The sequence below is a fragment of the Daejeonella rubra genome, from assembly GCF_900103545.1.
Lineage (GTDB): Bacteria > Bacteroidota > Bacteroidia > Sphingobacteriales > Sphingobacteriaceae > Daejeonella > Daejeonella rubra.
In genome coordinates, this window is sequence record NZ_FNHH01000003.1 from 231549 (window position 1) to 246843 (window position 15295).

The window sequence follows — 15295 nt, forward strand, 5'->3', positions numbered from 1 at the left end:
TTTAATTATAAACTTTTAAGTGCACTTTTTATTAAAGCCTCTACTGATAAATTTTCAGACCCAGTCTTTATAGCTGCATCCAATGTCTTTTCAGCAACACTTTTTGTAAATCCTAACATCACCAGGGCCGACAATGCCTCTTCCTTAGCAGTATTATGACTAGGCATTGTAATCAACGAATCCGGGCCCTCCTTCTTCAGCTTATCCTGCAATTCAAGTATCATTCGCTGAGCAGATTTAGGCCCGATTCCCTTTATTCTTTGTATCAATGGAACATCTCCTTTAACAATAGCAGTTTGTATCTCTGCAGGTGTTATGGAAGATAAGATCATCCTTCCGGTATTCGGACCAATGCCGGATACTGATATAAGATGCAGAAATAAACGCCGTTCGCCCTCCTCATAAAACCCATACAAGGTATGACCATCTTCTTTTACATGAAGCCAGGTATATAATTTACATCGCTCAGTATCCTGAATAGCTCCATAAGTATTCAAAGAAATATTTATATGAAAGCCTATTCCACCCGCATCAATAACAACGTATGTTGGACACTTAAATGCTAATTTACCATCTATATACGCATACATCTTTTTAAACGGATAAAATTAATTTCAATTATCTTCAATGATGAAGATCTTATTTCACTTTCAATGTTCTTTTGAAAATACCTTTTGCACGTTTTACAATTGGTGAATTCTGCTCTTCTTTCGTTTGAGCATCAACAACAGCAATGGTAACCATATTCACTATTTCGCGCACCGAACTACCTAACTGCAAGATATGCACCGGCTTATTCAGTCCTAAAAGGATTGGACCTACTGCCTCTGCGCCACCCAATTCCTGTAATAACTTATAGGCGATATTACCTGATTCCAGGTTTGGAAAAATTAAAACATTAGCAGGTGCTCCAACCAAACTGCTGAACGGATAATTATCCTTCAACAGGTCGGGGTTCATAGCAAAATTGGCTTGCATTTCGCCATCCACAATTATTTCCTTGTGCTTTTCATGAAGTATTTTTACCGCCTGTCGAACCTTTTGAGGCACTATTCCGTCGTTTGACCCAAAATTTGAATAAGACAGCATCGCTACTCTTGGCTGTACATTAAATTTCTTTACTGAATGATCAAGCAAGGTGGTGATATCAACCAGTTCATCAACTGTTGGATTTTCATTTACTGTTGTATCTCCAAAAAATACAGGCCCTTTTTTAGTAAGCATCATATACATACCGGCAACCCGGTTTACACCTTCTTCAATACCAATTACCTGAAGAGCAGGCTTTATAGTTGAACCGTAATCCTTTGTAAGTCCGGAGATCAATGCATCTGCTTCACCGAACTGCACCATTGCAGCTCCAAAATAATTACGGTCTCTCATCAGCTTTTTAGCCTCAAACAGTGTTACACCGCGCCGTTGACGTTTTTTATATAAAAACTCCGCGTATTTATTACAGGTATTTAAATCTTCAAGAGGATTAATGATCATTACTCCCTCAAGCTCCAGCTCATGTTCAAGCATAATATGGCTGATCTTTTCTTTGTCGCCGAGCAGAATTGGAATAGCAATACCTTCATCACGCACGATCTGTGCAGCCTTCAATATTTTATAGTTATCTGCCTCAGCAAAAACAACACGTTTAGGCGAGGACTTTGCCTTATTGGTAATTGCACGTAACAATTTATCATCTAGGCCAAGTCTTGTTTTTAACTCCTCATTATAGGCTTCCCAATCAGTAATATGCTTGCGGGCAACACCTGATTCCATTGCGGCTTTCGCCACTGCCGGTGATACGGAGGTAATCAGGCGAAGGTCTATTGGCTTAGGAATGATATAATCTTTTCCGAATTTCAGGTTCTTGGAGTTATATGCCAGATTAACAGCCTCAGGAACGGTCTTTTTTGCAAGTTCAGCAATAGCAATTACTGCGGCCTTTTTCATTTCTTCATTAATGCCGGTAGCCCTCACATCAAGCGCTCCTCTGAAGATATACGGAAACCCAAGAACGTTATTCACCTGATTTGGATAATCAGAACGTCCTGTTGCCATAATAATATCTTTTCTGGTCTTGATCGCAAGCTCATAGGCAATCTCCGGATTCGGATTAGCCATTGCAAAAACAATCGGATTTTTGGCCATTGTTTTAAGCATTTCAGCAGTTAATACATCGGGGGATGATAAGCCGATGAAAACATCTGAATCTTTTACAGCTTCAGCAAGCGTATTGATCTTACGGGTAGTTGCAAATTCTGCCTTTGTGCCTTCCAGTTTATCGCGGTCACTCCGGATAACTCCTGAGCGGTCAACCATGACAATATTTTCTTTTTTAGCACCAAGACTCACATAAAGCCTTGTACATGATATTGCTGCGGCACCCGCACCATTTACAACGATCTTAACTTTGTCAAGCTTTTTCTTTTGAATCTCACAAGCATTAATCAGGGCAGCAGCAGAAATAATTGCTGTACCATGCTGATCGTCATGCATCACAGGGATCGACATGCACTCTTTTAGCCGGCGTTCAATTTCAAAACATTCTGGCGCTTTAATATCCTCCAGATTTATTCCACCGAATGTTGGCTCCAGAGCCTTCACAATCATGACAAATTCATCGATGTTCTGGGTATCCAGCTCAAGGTCAAAGACGTCTATGTCGGCAAATATTTTGAACAATAAGCCTTTACCTTCCATGACAGGCTTGCCAGCCTCAGGGCCTATATCACCCAGACCCAAAACCGCCGAGCCGTTGCTTATTACTGCAACAAGGTTGCCTTTAGCGGTATATTTATAAACATCTTCTTTATTTTCTGCGATTCGCAGACAAGGCTCAGCCACTCCTGGAGAATAGGCCAGTGATAGATCACGCTGAGAATTTGTTGGTTTTGTTGGTACAACCTGTATTTTTCCGGGACGGCCCTGGGAATGATAATCCAGCGCATCTTGTTTACGATTAGTCTTGCTCATTAAATTGGAAATTGATCAGTGGGGCAAAATTACAATTCTTTTCGTTACGGCTGTTATAAACAAGTGACTCTATAGCATGAATCTTTCCGAAATTAGCTTTTGTTTATTTTAAGGCGCATTCCAGGACTTATAGCAGAATTACTTAAACCATTCAAAGCTTTTATTTTTGAAACTGTTAATCCCTTGAATTTTTCAGCAATTCCTGAAAGGGTGTCACCCACTTTTACGATATAATGAACATAGGAACTCTCTTTTTTAACAGTTTCCGATTTTTTTGATGGGCTTAGGCGAAGAGTTTGTCCCGGAACAATAGAAGTGTTTTTCAGATTATTCCACACTTTCAGATCCTGAACTTCTACGCCATATAAATCAGCGATACTATTCAGATTTTGCCCTGTCTTAACTTTATGTACAATTGCCCGGGTAGCAGGCTCCTTCAATCCAGATAAAACCGGAACCGGCGTTACTTCATCGGCTTTACCATTAAAAAGATCGTATAAAGATGAATAAGCTGCATTTGTGACTGATGGGATGACCAGAGGCATTGGAACAAGGTTAGTTCCATTAATTATCTGCTTTTTATATGAAGGATTAAGGATCAGCAACTCATTGATATCCAATTCTGCAGCCTTCGCAATACTGCTTATCGATATCCTTCTATTTACCGGAACAATATCCGTGAGGGTATTGAACCCGGCAGGTTTAACCGCAATTTCATGAATCTTATGATAATTCATCGCATAGACAGTGGCAATGAAAGCTGGCACGTAGTTTTGAGTCTGAACAGGCAAAAAAGGCCTCACCTTCCAAAAATCTGCTACTCCGCCTGATTTGGCAATAGCTCTGGTCACAGCTCCTGTTCCGCAGTTGAAGGCAGCGATCGCCAATAGCCAGTCGCCAATACTTTTATACGCATCATTCAGGTAATGAGCAGCTGCAAGGCTTGCTTTTTGAGGATCCTTACGCTCATCGGTATACGTATCCATGGTCAGTCCGTAGCCCTTTGCTGTTGTGTACATAAACTGCCAGGGGCCAACTGCACCCGATCTGGAAACAGCATTTGGATTGAGAGAAGATTCAATAACAGTAATATATTTCAGCTCATCGGGGAGCCCGATTTCTTTTAGTGCTTTCTCGAAAATAGGAAAATAGTATTCTGACAGTCCGAGCATTTTACCGATGTGCTCCTTTCTGTTTATGTAAGTATCAATATACTTTTGAACATGTGCATTATAAGAGAGATCAACATCCTTTCTTATTGAATCCAACCTGTTCTTATAGATACCATTCTGAAAGGATACCAGTGAATTGTCCACGAAAATGACCTTGGGAAGAGTATCCTGCGATGTTTTGAAATAATTAGGCCCGATGTGACCGATGAGTATTGAATTGGCAGCTCTTTTGTCCGATGCTTGGGCAAAAGTGCATTGGATAAATACAAGAAAAATAAAAGAGGCTATCGATTTAATCATATTTATGAATTAAGGTGCAGTATTGAACACCTGATTATAGAATATTGATTTTACCTTAATCCGAATCAGCTGATTCCATAAGGGAGCAGTATATTTTTGAAAAATTCAACAGATCACCCTCACCGAAACGCTTACCTAAAAACTGTATCCCTAACGGTAATCCACTTTTGTTATTGCCTGCCGGTAAAGAAATCGCAGGAATTCCTGCAAGAGAGGCCTGAACCGTAAAGATATCTGCTAAATAATTAACTACCGGATCATCACTTTCTTCACCAATTGTAAATGCCGGTGTTGGGGCAGTTGGCAACATAATAAAATCATATTCCTTTAAAATATCATTGGTTTTATCTCGTATAAGTCTGCGTACTTTCTGAGCTTTCGCGTAATAAGCATCATAATAACCTGCGCTAAGTACAAAAGTACCCAATATGATCCTGCGTTTAACCTCAGGTCCAAATCCTTCTGATCGGGAGGTTTTATATGTTGATTCAAGATCTGAAGATCGTCCGCTTCTGTATCCAAAATGTACCCCATCGTAGCGGGCAAGATTAGAAGATGCCTCTGCCATTGTTAAGATATAATAGGTTGGAACAACATACTCCAGTAATTCAAAAGAAACCGGCTCAACAACATGACCTGCTTCCCGCAGTACCGCGATACTTTTTTCAAAAGCCTTTTTGATCTCAGGATCGAGACCTTCTGAATGTAAAGCCTCTGATAAGTAGGCTATTTTCAATCTTTTGTCCGGTATAGCATCTAAAGAATAGGAAGGAACTGACTTGGAAGAAGCTGTACTATCATACTGATCCGGACCGGCAATGACCTCAAGTAAAATGGCCGCATCCTCTACACAGTTGGTAATAGGGCCAACCTGATCAAATGAGGAGGCATAGGAAATGATCCCATGGCGTGAAACCCTGCCATAAGTTGGTTTAAGTCCGATAACCCCGCAAAATGCCGCTGGCTGTCGAACAGATCCTCCTGTATCGGTACCTAAAGCAGCAAGGCAAAGCCCCGCCTGAACGGCTACAGCCGCCCCACCGGATGATCCTCCGGAAACCTTGGTTTGATCGGCATTGTTCTTTACTGGACCATAATAAGATGATTCATTGGAAGCCCCCATAGCAAATTCATCACAATTCAGCCGTCCAATGATAATGGCATCCTCAGCAAGAAGTCGCTCAACTACAGTAGCAGAAAAAGGAGAAACATAATTTTCAAGGATCCTGGAACATGCAGAAACTTTATGGTCTTTAAAACAGATATTGTCTTTGATACCAATGACCATTCCTGCCAGTTTACCTGCTGTACCTGCATTTATCTTTGACTGTACCTGAAGTGCCTGGTTACGTGCTTCATCAGCAAATACCTCCACAAAAGCATTCAGCTCCTGCTTTTCAGAAATGCGGTTTAAGTAATATTCAACCAGAACAGGTAATGTAAATTTCTGGTCCTGCTTTGTTAATGCAGACTGAATGTTGGAAAGAGAAGAAATACCTTCCATGCCTTGAATGATGTAAAATTAGAAATTTAACAGTTTATGAAGACCGTTACTTATTGTTAATAAGATCTTATAATTGTCTGCCAGCCAGGGTTGGCTCTATCGTCTCTAAAGATTCCCAAAAGGCAAAAATAAAAAAAATGATCTTCATGCCTGCCAATGTGATTGACAGAACAAAAAGATCATTTTAAATATGAAATTATTTAACGTCCTGATCTTTTGTAGTAGCTGAAGGTGCATCACCTTCGCCATTTTGAGCAGTCTTAAATTCCTTGATACCTTTGCCCAATCCGCGCATAAGTTCCGGAATTTTTTTACCACCAAACATTAAAAGGACAACCACTACGATTAAGATCACTTCCGTAGCTCCAAGTCCTGCAAACAATAAAATTGAGTTTAACATGATAATTTATTTAATGTGCGATTTTTGTGTTCTCAAACCCAGCTTCATCAGGATTTACATACCCTGAGGAAACCTCCTCGTTTGAATTAGTATCTGTAGCTGTATTATTCGTTTCAGCAAGTGGTGCATCCATATCAGGATAAGTACCGTCTGCATGAGCAGAATATTCATTTTGAGTATCCGAATAATTATTGTCCGTATTTTGATAATTATTTTCCGGCTTTGCAGCAGCTGACTTTTCCAGGTCGGCGGCTTCTGTTACCGTATTAATATTATTGTGGATCTCCCTCTTGATACCATCAGAGGCATCCTTGAATTCCCTCAAACCCTTTCCAAGGCCACGCGCAAGTTCCGGAAGTTTCTTACCTCCAAATAAAAGTAAAACTACAACGAATATCAGGATCATCTCAGGCCCGCCGATATTCATAAATAACAATATTGAATTATTCATATAACAAAGATCAATATACAAATATAGGCATTTTAAACACCTTTAAATTAAAAATTAATTTGCAAGCCAGCTTGAAGGATTCATAGGAGTTGCACCTTTACGTACTTCAAAGTGCACTTCCGTTGTTCCGTCAATAGGATCAGTTATCACTACCCCTATGTTTTGCTTTAACGAAACTTTCTGCCCTCTTGATACACTGGCACTCTTTAAATTTGAATAAACCGTGAAATATTCACCATGTCTTATCAAGATCGCATAAGAACCCGAGATATTCTGAACTGCCGCAACCTCTCCTCCAAATACTGCTCGAACCTGCGATCCGGGTGCAGTTTTAATATCCACACCATTATTTTCCGTAGTTACATTCCGTCCAATAGTATGATTTCCGAAATCTTCAATGACCATTCCATTTGTTACGGGCCATGGCAAACTCCCCCTGCTTCCCAGAAAATCGGAAGATAATTTTGCCGACTCAGGAGTGGCCGCTAAAATACTTGAACCACTTGCCACAGGCTTTGCATCGGGTGCCTCCCTGTTCTCTGCCTTCGCCTTTGCAATAGCTGCTCTGGCCTCTGCTTCAGCTCTTTTTCTGGCTTCCTCTATCTCCCTGTTAATTGCATTCTGAATGGCTCTGTTTAACGTTGCCGACTCCCTTTGCTTCTGGGTGAGTTCCTGCTTTAACTTCTTTTCCTGACTTGTCAGACTACTAAGAACCTTGGATTTACTATTTTTCTGGATACCTAAGGTCCGCCTCTCCTTTTGCTGATCTGTGAGAAGATTACTTTTTTCCTGTTTATTACGATCCAGCTCTACAATTTTTACGTTCAGTTCTTTTTGAGTTCCTTCAATATAACTTGCCTGTTTTTTACGGTACTCGCTAAACTGCTGCAAATATTTTAAACGCTTATAGGATTGATTAAAATTTTCGGCTGCAAAAATAAACATGAGCTTACTGTAAGAGCTCTGGTTACGGAAAGCGAATAAAACCATCGCTGCATATTCCTTTTTCAGCTTATTCAGTTGCGATTGCAGTGACCTTACGGTATTGGTATTATCAGAGATCTGATTATCAAGCAATTTCACTTCCGAGTTGATCACATTGATTTTTTTCTCACGCAGGCGTATCTGAGCGTTCAATGCCCTGATCTCCTTTAGTGATAAATTCTTATTATTAGCCGTTTGATTCAGACTGCGATTAAGCGATTCTATTTCCCGGGTCAAAGCTTCTTTCTGCCTTCTGAGATCAGAACTACTCTGACCAAAAGCTTCAGAAGCCAGGCAAAAAACAAACAGGAAAAAGATGCATTTCAATATCTTCATTCAAACAAATGTATTTAATTTTTAATCAAAAACCGCTCTGGAACTCTAAAGGGAAGATCAACATTACCATCCATATCAATTTTCAAATAGTTAAGATCAAGGCTGATAGCTTTGTTCTTTGCCTTTGAATTCATGATCACTGAATGAGGGATCAACTGCTGATTGATGGATATGAAATTGGTATAATTAACAAGCAGCTCCTGCCCTGCAGAAGAGTCATTTAATTGAGTAAATAATACTTTATTCTGTTGGTCAACAGTAAAATTATAGTTCATAGATGCAAGAACTGTTTTAAGGAGAGCATTTTCGCCTTCATTATTCAGTTCAGTAGATTCGCTTATAAATTCTGTCATAGCATTTCCTACCAGCACTGACTGCAGCGTCTGGAATGTTATCCGCTCATTAGTGAATTCATAAATATAGCTGAATGGTTTTTTAAGATATATATTATCCAAACGGTTCAATACCTTAACGCTGTCAGCAGTGATCAGAGCACGCGCCACTTCCAAACCCGCAAGCGCAGTTACGGATACCCAGATGGCTTCATTGTTCCTGATCCGGATATTCATATTCACATCATTGCTCTTGTTATTAATGTTCAGATCAGCTTTTGCTTTGATCGATAAGGTTTTGAAAACCGTGTTCATTTCCATTACCGCATCCAGTTTATTCTTTTTTGTCAGATCAGGCGCTGGCTCCGGAACCATCACTTTTGGAACCTCTGAAGCTGGCAATAGCTCCTTCTTAGCCCTGCAGCCTGCAAGCACGATCATAAATGCAAGCGCAAAAATTATTTTAGTCAATATATTTTTTCTCATTTATCTTTTTATCCAGTTTCTCTGATCCTGAACCCTGAGCCTTAGCTTTTTGCCACTGCTCCAGTGCCTTTTCCTTTTCTCCAAGGAAATATAAAATATCTCCGTAATGCTCTTGCTGAGTGGCATTATTTGCCGGCTTCCCCTGCAGTGATTTTTCAATCCACATTTTTGCATCTGCATACCTCTTTAGCCTGAAAAGTATCCAGGCATAAGTATCTTCAGATGATGCATTATCCGGATCGATCTCCAATGACCTCTTCGACATTTTTTCCGCTTCTTCAAGATTCTCTCCTCTTAACGATAAATAGTATGCATAATTATTCAGCACATACGAATTACGGGAATCTAACTCAAGTGCTTTATTATAAGCCTGATCAGATTCCTTAAATCTTTTCAAGGCATTGTAAGAATCACCCAGCGTGGAATATATCTGCAGAAGCACTTCCTTATCCTCAGATTCAAGATCAAGAGCGCTTTTCAAGATTGATGCCGCTTTTTCATGGTTTCTGGTCTGAGCATATCCAATACCTGTATAAAGGTATAATGCCGCCTGGTTCGGAAATATGTTCAATGCCTTATTCCCATCGGCAATAGCCTGCTGAAATTCTCCGCGGCTAACCTCAATACGCAATAACTGCTCCCAGATCTGATACACCTGATCATTAATAGCTAATGCCTTTTTGTAAGATTCCTGAGCCTGTTCATATTTACGTTCCTGAAAAAGTACATCTCCCTGAACAGCAAAAGCTTTGGCTTCATCAGGATGAACCTTAACCATGATCGAAGCTAGTTCATTGGCATATGCTCTTGCCTTCATTTCAGCAAACATTGGAAAAAATGAAAGCACGATCCTTACCTTTTCATCAATATCCAGATTGGGATCTGCAAAAGCCACCTTCAGTTCTATGAAGGTATTTTCATATTGTTTCAATGCCTTATAATGATCAGCCAGGGCCAGGCGAACCATTGCGTTGGAAGGCGAGACCGATTTGGCCTTTATCAGGACCTCAATGGCCTTTTCGCGGTCTCCGGATTTTGTAAGTACCTCACTCAGATAAATATAATTTCGTAACTCTTCAGGTTTGGAGGCGATCTGATCTCTAAGTTCTTCTTCAAGCCTTTCCGATTTTCCCTGCTGCATTAAGATACGCTGCCTGGCAGAAGTCAGATCATCTGAAGGGCCAAATTTCTTCTCGATTTCGTTGTATGCTGAAGCTGCATCATCAACCTTGCGGAGAATTAGAAATGCATTCGCTTTATCATAATAATAGGCTTCTTTTTCGGGAGCGATCTTTGAAAGTTCCTCTAAAACGGGGACAAGCTGAGCTATCTTATTGGTCTTTTTATAGATGTCGGAAAGCAATACCCAATACCATTCATTGTCGGGATTCACCGTTACCGCATTCCGGATCAGGCCCTCCGCTTCGGCTGTATTATTCTGGTCAAATTTTATATTTGCCAGCTCGTACATGGCAGCATCATTCGTCGGATCTACATCAAGAACCTTCTCAAAGTTTAGGGCTGCTTCAAAATAGTTCATCACGATCTTCTCATGAAGGCCTTCGAAGAAAAGATCCTTAACCTGAAGACTGTCTCTCTGATTCAGCACCTTCCCAACCACAATAACAGCCCCATCCTTATTCTGCTTGTTTTTTTGCGCAAGTAAAGTTGATGCGCAAATAGTGAAGATGAAGATGAATGCTGCCTTTTTCATGATCTTTATAATCCAGTATGACCATAACCGCCAGCACCGCGAACAGTTTCTGAAAGTATTTCAACTTCTTCCCAGTTCACTTGCTCATGCCTGGAAATGATCATTTGAGCAATACGGTCGCCATTATTAATTTCAAAATCGGTATCAGAAAAATTAATAAGCAGGATCTTTATCTCACCTCTGTAATCCGCATCTATCGTACCGGGGGAATTTAAAATACTGATACCATGCTTCAATGCAAGTCCGCTTCTGGGCCTGATCTGGGCTTCAAAACCGACAGGAAGCTCCATAAATAAACCGGTAGGAATCAGCTTCCTTTCCATTGGTTTTAAAACCTGCAATTCGGTCAGATTTGCTCTGAGATCCATTCCTGCAGAAGCAAAAGTTTCATATGCCGGAAGCGGATGGGATGATCTGTTTATTATCCTGATATTCATTTTATGGCAAAAATTGCTTTTAATTCCTTCCGTTCAACAAAAATTATTATAAACGTAAATATAAGAAAGAGGGCATTTCCAATTAGCAGATTACGGTCAAATACTACAAATGCTACAAAAACGATACAAACCGACGATAAAAGGTAGATGATATTCTTTTTGATTTTATATGGGATAGGGTAATTTCGCTGACCCCATAAATAGGAAAGAACCATCATTACCGTATAGGCAGTAAGAGAGATCCAGGCAGAAGCCATATAACTGTATTCAGGGATGAAGATGATATTGAGAATGATCGTTAAAATTGCTCCGATTCCGGAGATATATAATCCATAGCGCGTCTGGTCTGATAATTTATACCAGATCGATAAATTGATATAGATCCCAAGACTAACATAACCAAACAATAAGATGGGAACAACCCTCAAGCCCGACCAGTAAAGGGCCTGTTCTGCGGCATTCTTACCTGTAACAAAATATTTCAGCATCTCGATATTCGCTACCAATAATACAAAGATCAGGGAAACGGCGATCACAAAGAAATTCATGATCCGGGCATAGGTTTCTGTAGCGTTCTTATTCTTTGCATGACTGAAGAAGAAAGGCTCTGCTCCCAGGCGAAAAGCATTAATGAAGATGCTCAGAAATACTGCGATCTTGTAGCAGGCTGCATAGATTCCAACCTCCTGATCAGCTATTGCGGGAGGCAAAAGCTGTCCCAAAAATATCTTGTCGATATTTTCATTGATAATGAAGGAAATATTGGCGATCAGAACCGGCAGACTGTAAATGAACATTTCCTTCACCAATGTGACATCATAGGTAAATGTCAATTTCAACAGCTCTGGCACCAGAAGCAAGAGTGTGATCAGGCTTGCGATCAGGTTGGAAATGAACACATAACCTACCCAGCCTTCCCTGTACCAGCCAATTAAATACTCAGCTCCAAACCAGCCTTCTTTAATGATCAGAGGGAATACAAATATGAAGAGCAGGTTTAAACCGATAAAGGTTAAAATATTGACGAATTTGATAATGCTATAGCGTATGGGACGGCCATCCGCCCTAACCTTTGCAAAGGGGATAACTGCCAGAGCATCAGCTACAAGGATATAAATAAAATACTTGATGTAGCGGGCATAATCAGGATCGTAAACTTTACCCATTTGCATCCAGGCAGCAATATCATCTACAAAAAGAAAAGTGAAAAGCAGAAACATCAATGCCATCAACGAGACCGTGAAAAAAGTATTATTATATACTTTCTGCTTGTCGTTTTCATATTTATTCAGGTACCTGAAATAGGTGGTTTCCATTCCGAAAGCCAGTAAAGCATTAAGCATAGACGCCCAGCTGTACATCACTGAAAAAATACCGTAAACTTTGGGGGAGTAAAGCCCCACATAAACAGGAGTAAGGAAAAAGTTTAAAAAGCGGGTAATAACAGAACTAAACCCGTAAATCGCAGTCTGACCGGCAAATTTCTTAATTGCTGACAATGAGAGAATGGATTAGCATGAATAAAATTACTTTTTAACTATCTCAAAATTACGATAGTTTTTCAATTCACCTTCGCTGGTCTTTACATTTTCGACTACTGCCCTGTCTGAGCCCTTATTGCAAAATTCAAGAAACAGTTCCAGGGAAAAATCATCACCCTCCGCTTCAATGAAAACAGTTCCATCCAGCTGGTTACGGGCAGTGCCTTTTATGCCCAACTGATCTGCTACTGCCTTACTCATTGCTCTGTAAAAAACGCCCTGCACTTTCCCTGTAATAACAATATCAAGATGTTTCATAATACTATTTTAAAATTTTAACTTACTGATCCGCTCTTTCTCAAGTATAAATTCCTGCCACATTTCAGTGAGGATCTGAGCTGCTGGTTTAATATCGTGGACATAAGAAGCTACCTGACCAATTTCAAGTTCACCTTCAGTAAGATCACCTTCGAACATACCCTTTTTTGCCCTGCCTTTGCCTAAAAGTATTATTAATTCCGCCCGGCTTGCACCTTCGGCCTCAGCCTTAGCAACCTGCAGATAAAAATCATTTTTCAACAAGCGAACGGGCATGAGAGATTTCATACTCAGCTTTGTATCGCCCTCAGCAGCCTGAACTATCGCTTGCTTAAATTCAGGATGGGCAGATGATTCTATCGAAGCTGCAAATAATGAACCTGCCTGAACTCCTTCAGCACCTAAAGCAAAGGCAGCAAGCATGGCTTTTCCGCTTCCAATTCCGCCTGCTGCAATAACCGGGATCGATACCGCATCACAAATTTCGGGCACCAGGCAAAGGGTGGTTGTCTCTTCGCGACCATTATGTCCGCCAGCTTCAAATCCTTCTGCAACAATAGCGTCCACCCCACTTTGTTCTGCTTTTTCGGCAAACTTCCTGTTTGCGATCACATGAACCACGGAGATATTATTTTCTTTCAGAAAAGGTGTCCATAATGCCGGGTTACCCGCAGAGCTGAATACGATCTCAACCTTTTCCTCCACGATTATCTCCATGATCTTTTCTATGTCAGGATATAACAGAGGCACATTCACACCAAAAGGCTTAGATGTTGCAATTCTGCATTTTTGAATATGCTCCCTCAAAACTTCAGGATACATAGACCCTGCACCAATGAGTCCGAGTCCGCCGGCATTGGAAACAGCTGATGCCAAACGCCATCCGCTGCACCATACCATGCCACCCTGAATGATCGGGACTTCAATATTGAACAGTTTTTTGATGGAATTCATTTCTGTAAAAATGATTTTTTAAGATCAGACCAGCAAATTAGGCTAAATAAGTCTCTGAATCTGCGATAAATGGGTGATTTCTGTGCCATTTACATGAGATATCAGGTTTAATCCGGGTGTTTTCCCCTTTTCTATCGAACCGAACTTGTTTTCTATCCCCAAAAATTCAGCGCCATTTAGTGTCGCCCAGCGAATGATCTGACTTGAAGGCAATTCTGAGAAATGCTCTTTTATTGTTTTTAACTCTGATAAAATGCATAGCTTATCATTAGAGGCCAGGCTATCCGTACCGATTGTGATGTTAAATCCGGAATTGAGAAACAAATCGATATCCGGTAATCGCTGTTCTATATAAAGGTTCGCATTGGGACAGAAACACCAGTTAATATTCTTTTTTGAATGGTTTGCTGCTGATATATCTTCTGAATTGGTAAATGTATTATGTACCAGCATAATCTTTTGATTAACAGGCATTAATGGTAATAAGGTCTGAAGGGAAGTCTGCGACCTTGCTTCAAAAAAGCTCAGGTCAAGGTTCAGCATTTTATAAAAATCAATAAAAGCACCAGTTTTGTGCAGGAAAAGCTCATTCTCGGGCTCACTTTCCTGATTATGCATGCTGAACAAATTATCATGCCCTTGAGAATACTTTTTTAGAAGTGAAAAAAGCTCAACTGAAACCGAATACGGCGCATGCGGGGCAATAGATGCCTGTAAGGGGGCGAAATCAGCTTTAAGGTCAAGTGCTTTTTGAAATACTATTTCGGCCTTTTTCGGGTCAAAACCAAGCAGTTCTACAAAGGTATGGTAATAAATCTGGCTGTTTTGTTTAACTGATTTCGACAAATGATTATTTGAAATATCCCCAACAGCTACAATTCCATTATCGAACATCAGTTGATCATATGTTTTCATGGCTGCTAACACCTGATCTTCCTCTGCTGCCCTTTGGGATATTACTGCGCTGATAAAGGAGACAAGTCCTGTTCCCTTTGGTATTTTACCATGCAAATGCGAAAGCTCCAGGTGACAGTGTGAATTTACGAAGCCAGGAACGATGATACCCTGATAATGCTCAATGGTGCCGGAGATCTCCGAACTCTGAATTGGATCAAGAAGATCGATGATCTCCCCTGAGTCATTGATCACTACTACTCCATCCTTAACAGGTTCAGAACTGGCCGGAAAAATATAGTCTGCGCTGAGGTATCTGGGCATTGGGTAAAGGTAGAGGTTTTGACGAGATTTAGCGGCCTTGCTTATTTTGAAAAGACGGATTTAAAACCAGAAACTGACAATTAATTGCCGTCATTTCCTTTGGTCAATGAAAGAATATTTATTAGCTATTACTATTGTTGAAATGGGGGGTCCGGGGGGTGTTAATAAACTAAAATCTTTGTGAATAACGTTTAAATAAAAGGCAGGGTGAACTTTCGTCATTTCTAGTTTTCCAAGACTT

General features: G+C 40.3%; 14 protein-coding genes. All 14 read right to left on the minus strand.

All coding sequences use genetic code 11. The annotated features are described in order from the left end of the window. Positions 1 to 5: 5 nt before the first annotated feature. Complete coding sequence (ruvA, locus tag BLR27_RS03720) at positions 6 to 590, minus strand: Holliday junction branch migration protein RuvA (RefSeq protein WP_090700187.1); 585 nt, start codon at positions 588 to 590, stop codon at positions 6 to 8. A gap of 49 nt (positions 591 to 639) precedes the next feature. Continuing rightward, the gene (locus BLR27_RS03725; RefSeq protein ID WP_090700191.1) at positions 640 to 2967 is read right to left on the minus strand and encodes an NADP-dependent malic enzyme; all 2328 of its coding nucleotides are present in this window, start codon (positions 2965 to 2967) and stop codon (positions 640 to 642) included. 92 nt (positions 2968 to 3059) lie between these two features. Continuing rightward, positions 3060 to 4439, minus strand: a complete 1380-nt coding sequence (locus BLR27_RS03730) for a lytic transglycosylase domain-containing protein (protein WP_090700195.1) — start codon at positions 4437 to 4439, stop codon at positions 3060 to 3062. 55 nt (positions 4440 to 4494) lie between these two features. After that, entirely contained in the window at positions 4495 to 5943 is a 1449-nt protein-coding gene (gene gatA, locus BLR27_RS03735) for an Asp-tRNA(Asn)/Glu-tRNA(Gln) amidotransferase subunit GatA (protein WP_090700200.1), read from the minus strand. A 196-nt stretch (positions 5944 to 6139) separates the two neighbouring features. After that, complete coding sequence (locus BLR27_RS03740) at positions 6140 to 6343, minus strand: Sec-independent protein translocase subunit TatA/TatB (RefSeq protein WP_090700204.1); 204 nt, start codon at positions 6341 to 6343, stop codon at positions 6140 to 6142. Positions 6344 to 6353: 10 nt separating this feature from the next. Then, positions 6354 to 6794: a Sec-independent protein translocase subunit TatA/TatB gene (locus tag BLR27_RS18860; RefSeq protein ID WP_317040429.1), complete on the minus strand. Its 441-nt coding sequence runs from the start codon at positions 6792 to 6794 to the stop codon at positions 6354 to 6356. A gap of 54 nt (positions 6795 to 6848) precedes the next feature. Beyond that, a complete protein-coding gene (locus BLR27_RS03750; RefSeq protein WP_090700209.1) occupies positions 6849 to 8114 on the minus strand; it encodes a murein hydrolase activator EnvC family protein in 1266 nt (421 codons plus the stop codon). A 14-nt stretch (positions 8115 to 8128) separates the two neighbouring features. Continuing rightward, positions 8129 to 8932 carry a DUF4292 domain-containing protein gene (locus BLR27_RS03755; protein WP_090700214.1) on the minus strand — a complete coding sequence of 268 codons (804 nt, stop codon included), beginning with the start codon at positions 8930 to 8932 and terminating at the stop codon, positions 8129 to 8131. Then, positions 8910 to 10646, minus strand: a complete 1737-nt coding sequence (locus BLR27_RS03760; RefSeq protein WP_090700218.1) for a tetratricopeptide repeat protein — start codon at positions 10644 to 10646, stop codon at positions 8910 to 8912. The genes BLR27_RS03755 and BLR27_RS03760 overlap by 23 nt, the downstream gene beginning before the upstream one ends. A gap of 5 nt (positions 10647 to 10651) precedes the next feature. Then, positions 10652 to 11083, minus strand: a complete 432-nt coding sequence (gene dut / locus BLR27_RS03765) for a dUTP diphosphatase (protein WP_090700223.1) — start codon at positions 11081 to 11083, stop codon at positions 10652 to 10654. After that, positions 11080 to 12582, minus strand: coding sequence for a lipopolysaccharide biosynthesis protein (locus BLR27_RS03770; RefSeq protein ID WP_090700227.1), 1503 nt, complete (start codon positions 12580 to 12582; stop codon positions 11080 to 11082). The genes dut and BLR27_RS03770 overlap by 4 nt, the downstream gene beginning before the upstream one ends. A gap of 27 nt (positions 12583 to 12609) precedes the next feature. Continuing rightward, positions 12610 to 12882 carry an acylphosphatase gene (locus BLR27_RS03775; protein WP_090700232.1) on the minus strand — a complete coding sequence of 91 codons (273 nt, stop codon included), beginning with the start codon at positions 12880 to 12882 and terminating at the stop codon, positions 12610 to 12612. 9 nt (positions 12883 to 12891) lie between these two features. Further along, a complete protein-coding gene (locus BLR27_RS03780) occupies positions 12892 to 13836 on the minus strand; it encodes an NAD(P)H-dependent flavin oxidoreductase (protein ID WP_090700237.1) in 945 nt (314 codons plus the stop codon). Between the two features lie 42 nt (positions 13837 to 13878). Beyond that, positions 13879 to 15054 (minus strand): amidohydrolase family protein, encoded by a 1176-nt coding sequence (locus BLR27_RS03785; protein ID WP_090700242.1) that lies wholly within the window; start codon positions 15052 to 15054, stop codon positions 13879 to 13881. Positions 15055 to 15295: the final 241 nt, after the last annotated feature.

Coding starts and splice junctions, on each gene's coding strand:
- ruvA (WP_090700187.1), bottom strand. CDS start 590: ATGTATGCGTATATAGATGGTAAATTAGCATTTAAGTGTCCAACATAC.
- BLR27_RS03725 (WP_090700191.1), bottom strand. CDS start 2,967: ATGAGCAAGACTAATCGTAAACAAGATGCGCTGGATTATCATTCCCAG.
- BLR27_RS03730 (WP_090700195.1), bottom strand. CDS start 4,439: ATGATTAAATCGATAGCCTCTTTTATTTTTCTTGTATTTATCCAATGC.
- gatA (WP_090700200.1), bottom strand. CDS start 5,943: ATGGAAGGTATTTCTTCTCTTTCCAACATTCAGTCTGCATTAACAAAG.
- BLR27_RS03740 (WP_090700204.1), bottom strand. CDS start 6,343: ATGTTAAACTCAATTTTATTGTTTGCAGGACTTGGAGCTACGGAAGTG.
- BLR27_RS18860 (WP_317040429.1), bottom strand. CDS start 6,794: ATGAATAATTCAATATTGTTATTTATGAATATCGGCGGGCCTGAGATG.
- BLR27_RS03750 (WP_090700209.1), bottom strand. CDS start 8,114: ATGAAGATATTGAAATGCATCTTTTTCCTGTTTGTTTTTTGCCTGGCT.
- BLR27_RS03755 (WP_090700214.1), bottom strand. CDS start 8,932: ATGAGAAAAAATATATTGACTAAAATAATTTTTGCGCTTGCATTTATG.
- BLR27_RS03760 (WP_090700218.1), bottom strand. CDS start 10,646: ATGAAAAAGGCAGCATTCATCTTCATCTTCACTATTTGCGCATCAACT.
- dut (WP_090700223.1), bottom strand. CDS start 11,083: ATGAATATCAGGATAATAAACAGATCATCCCATCCGCTTCCGGCATAT.
- BLR27_RS03775 (WP_090700232.1), bottom strand. CDS start 12,882: ATGAAACATCTTGATATTGTTATTACAGGGAAAGTGCAGGGCGTTTTT.
- BLR27_RS03780 (WP_090700237.1), bottom strand. CDS start 13,836: ATGAATTCCATCAAAAAACTGTTCAATATTGAAGTCCCGATCATTCAG.
- BLR27_RS03785 (WP_090700242.1), bottom strand. CDS start 15,054: ATGCCCAGATACCTCAGCGCAGACTATATTTTTCCGGCCAGTTCTGAA.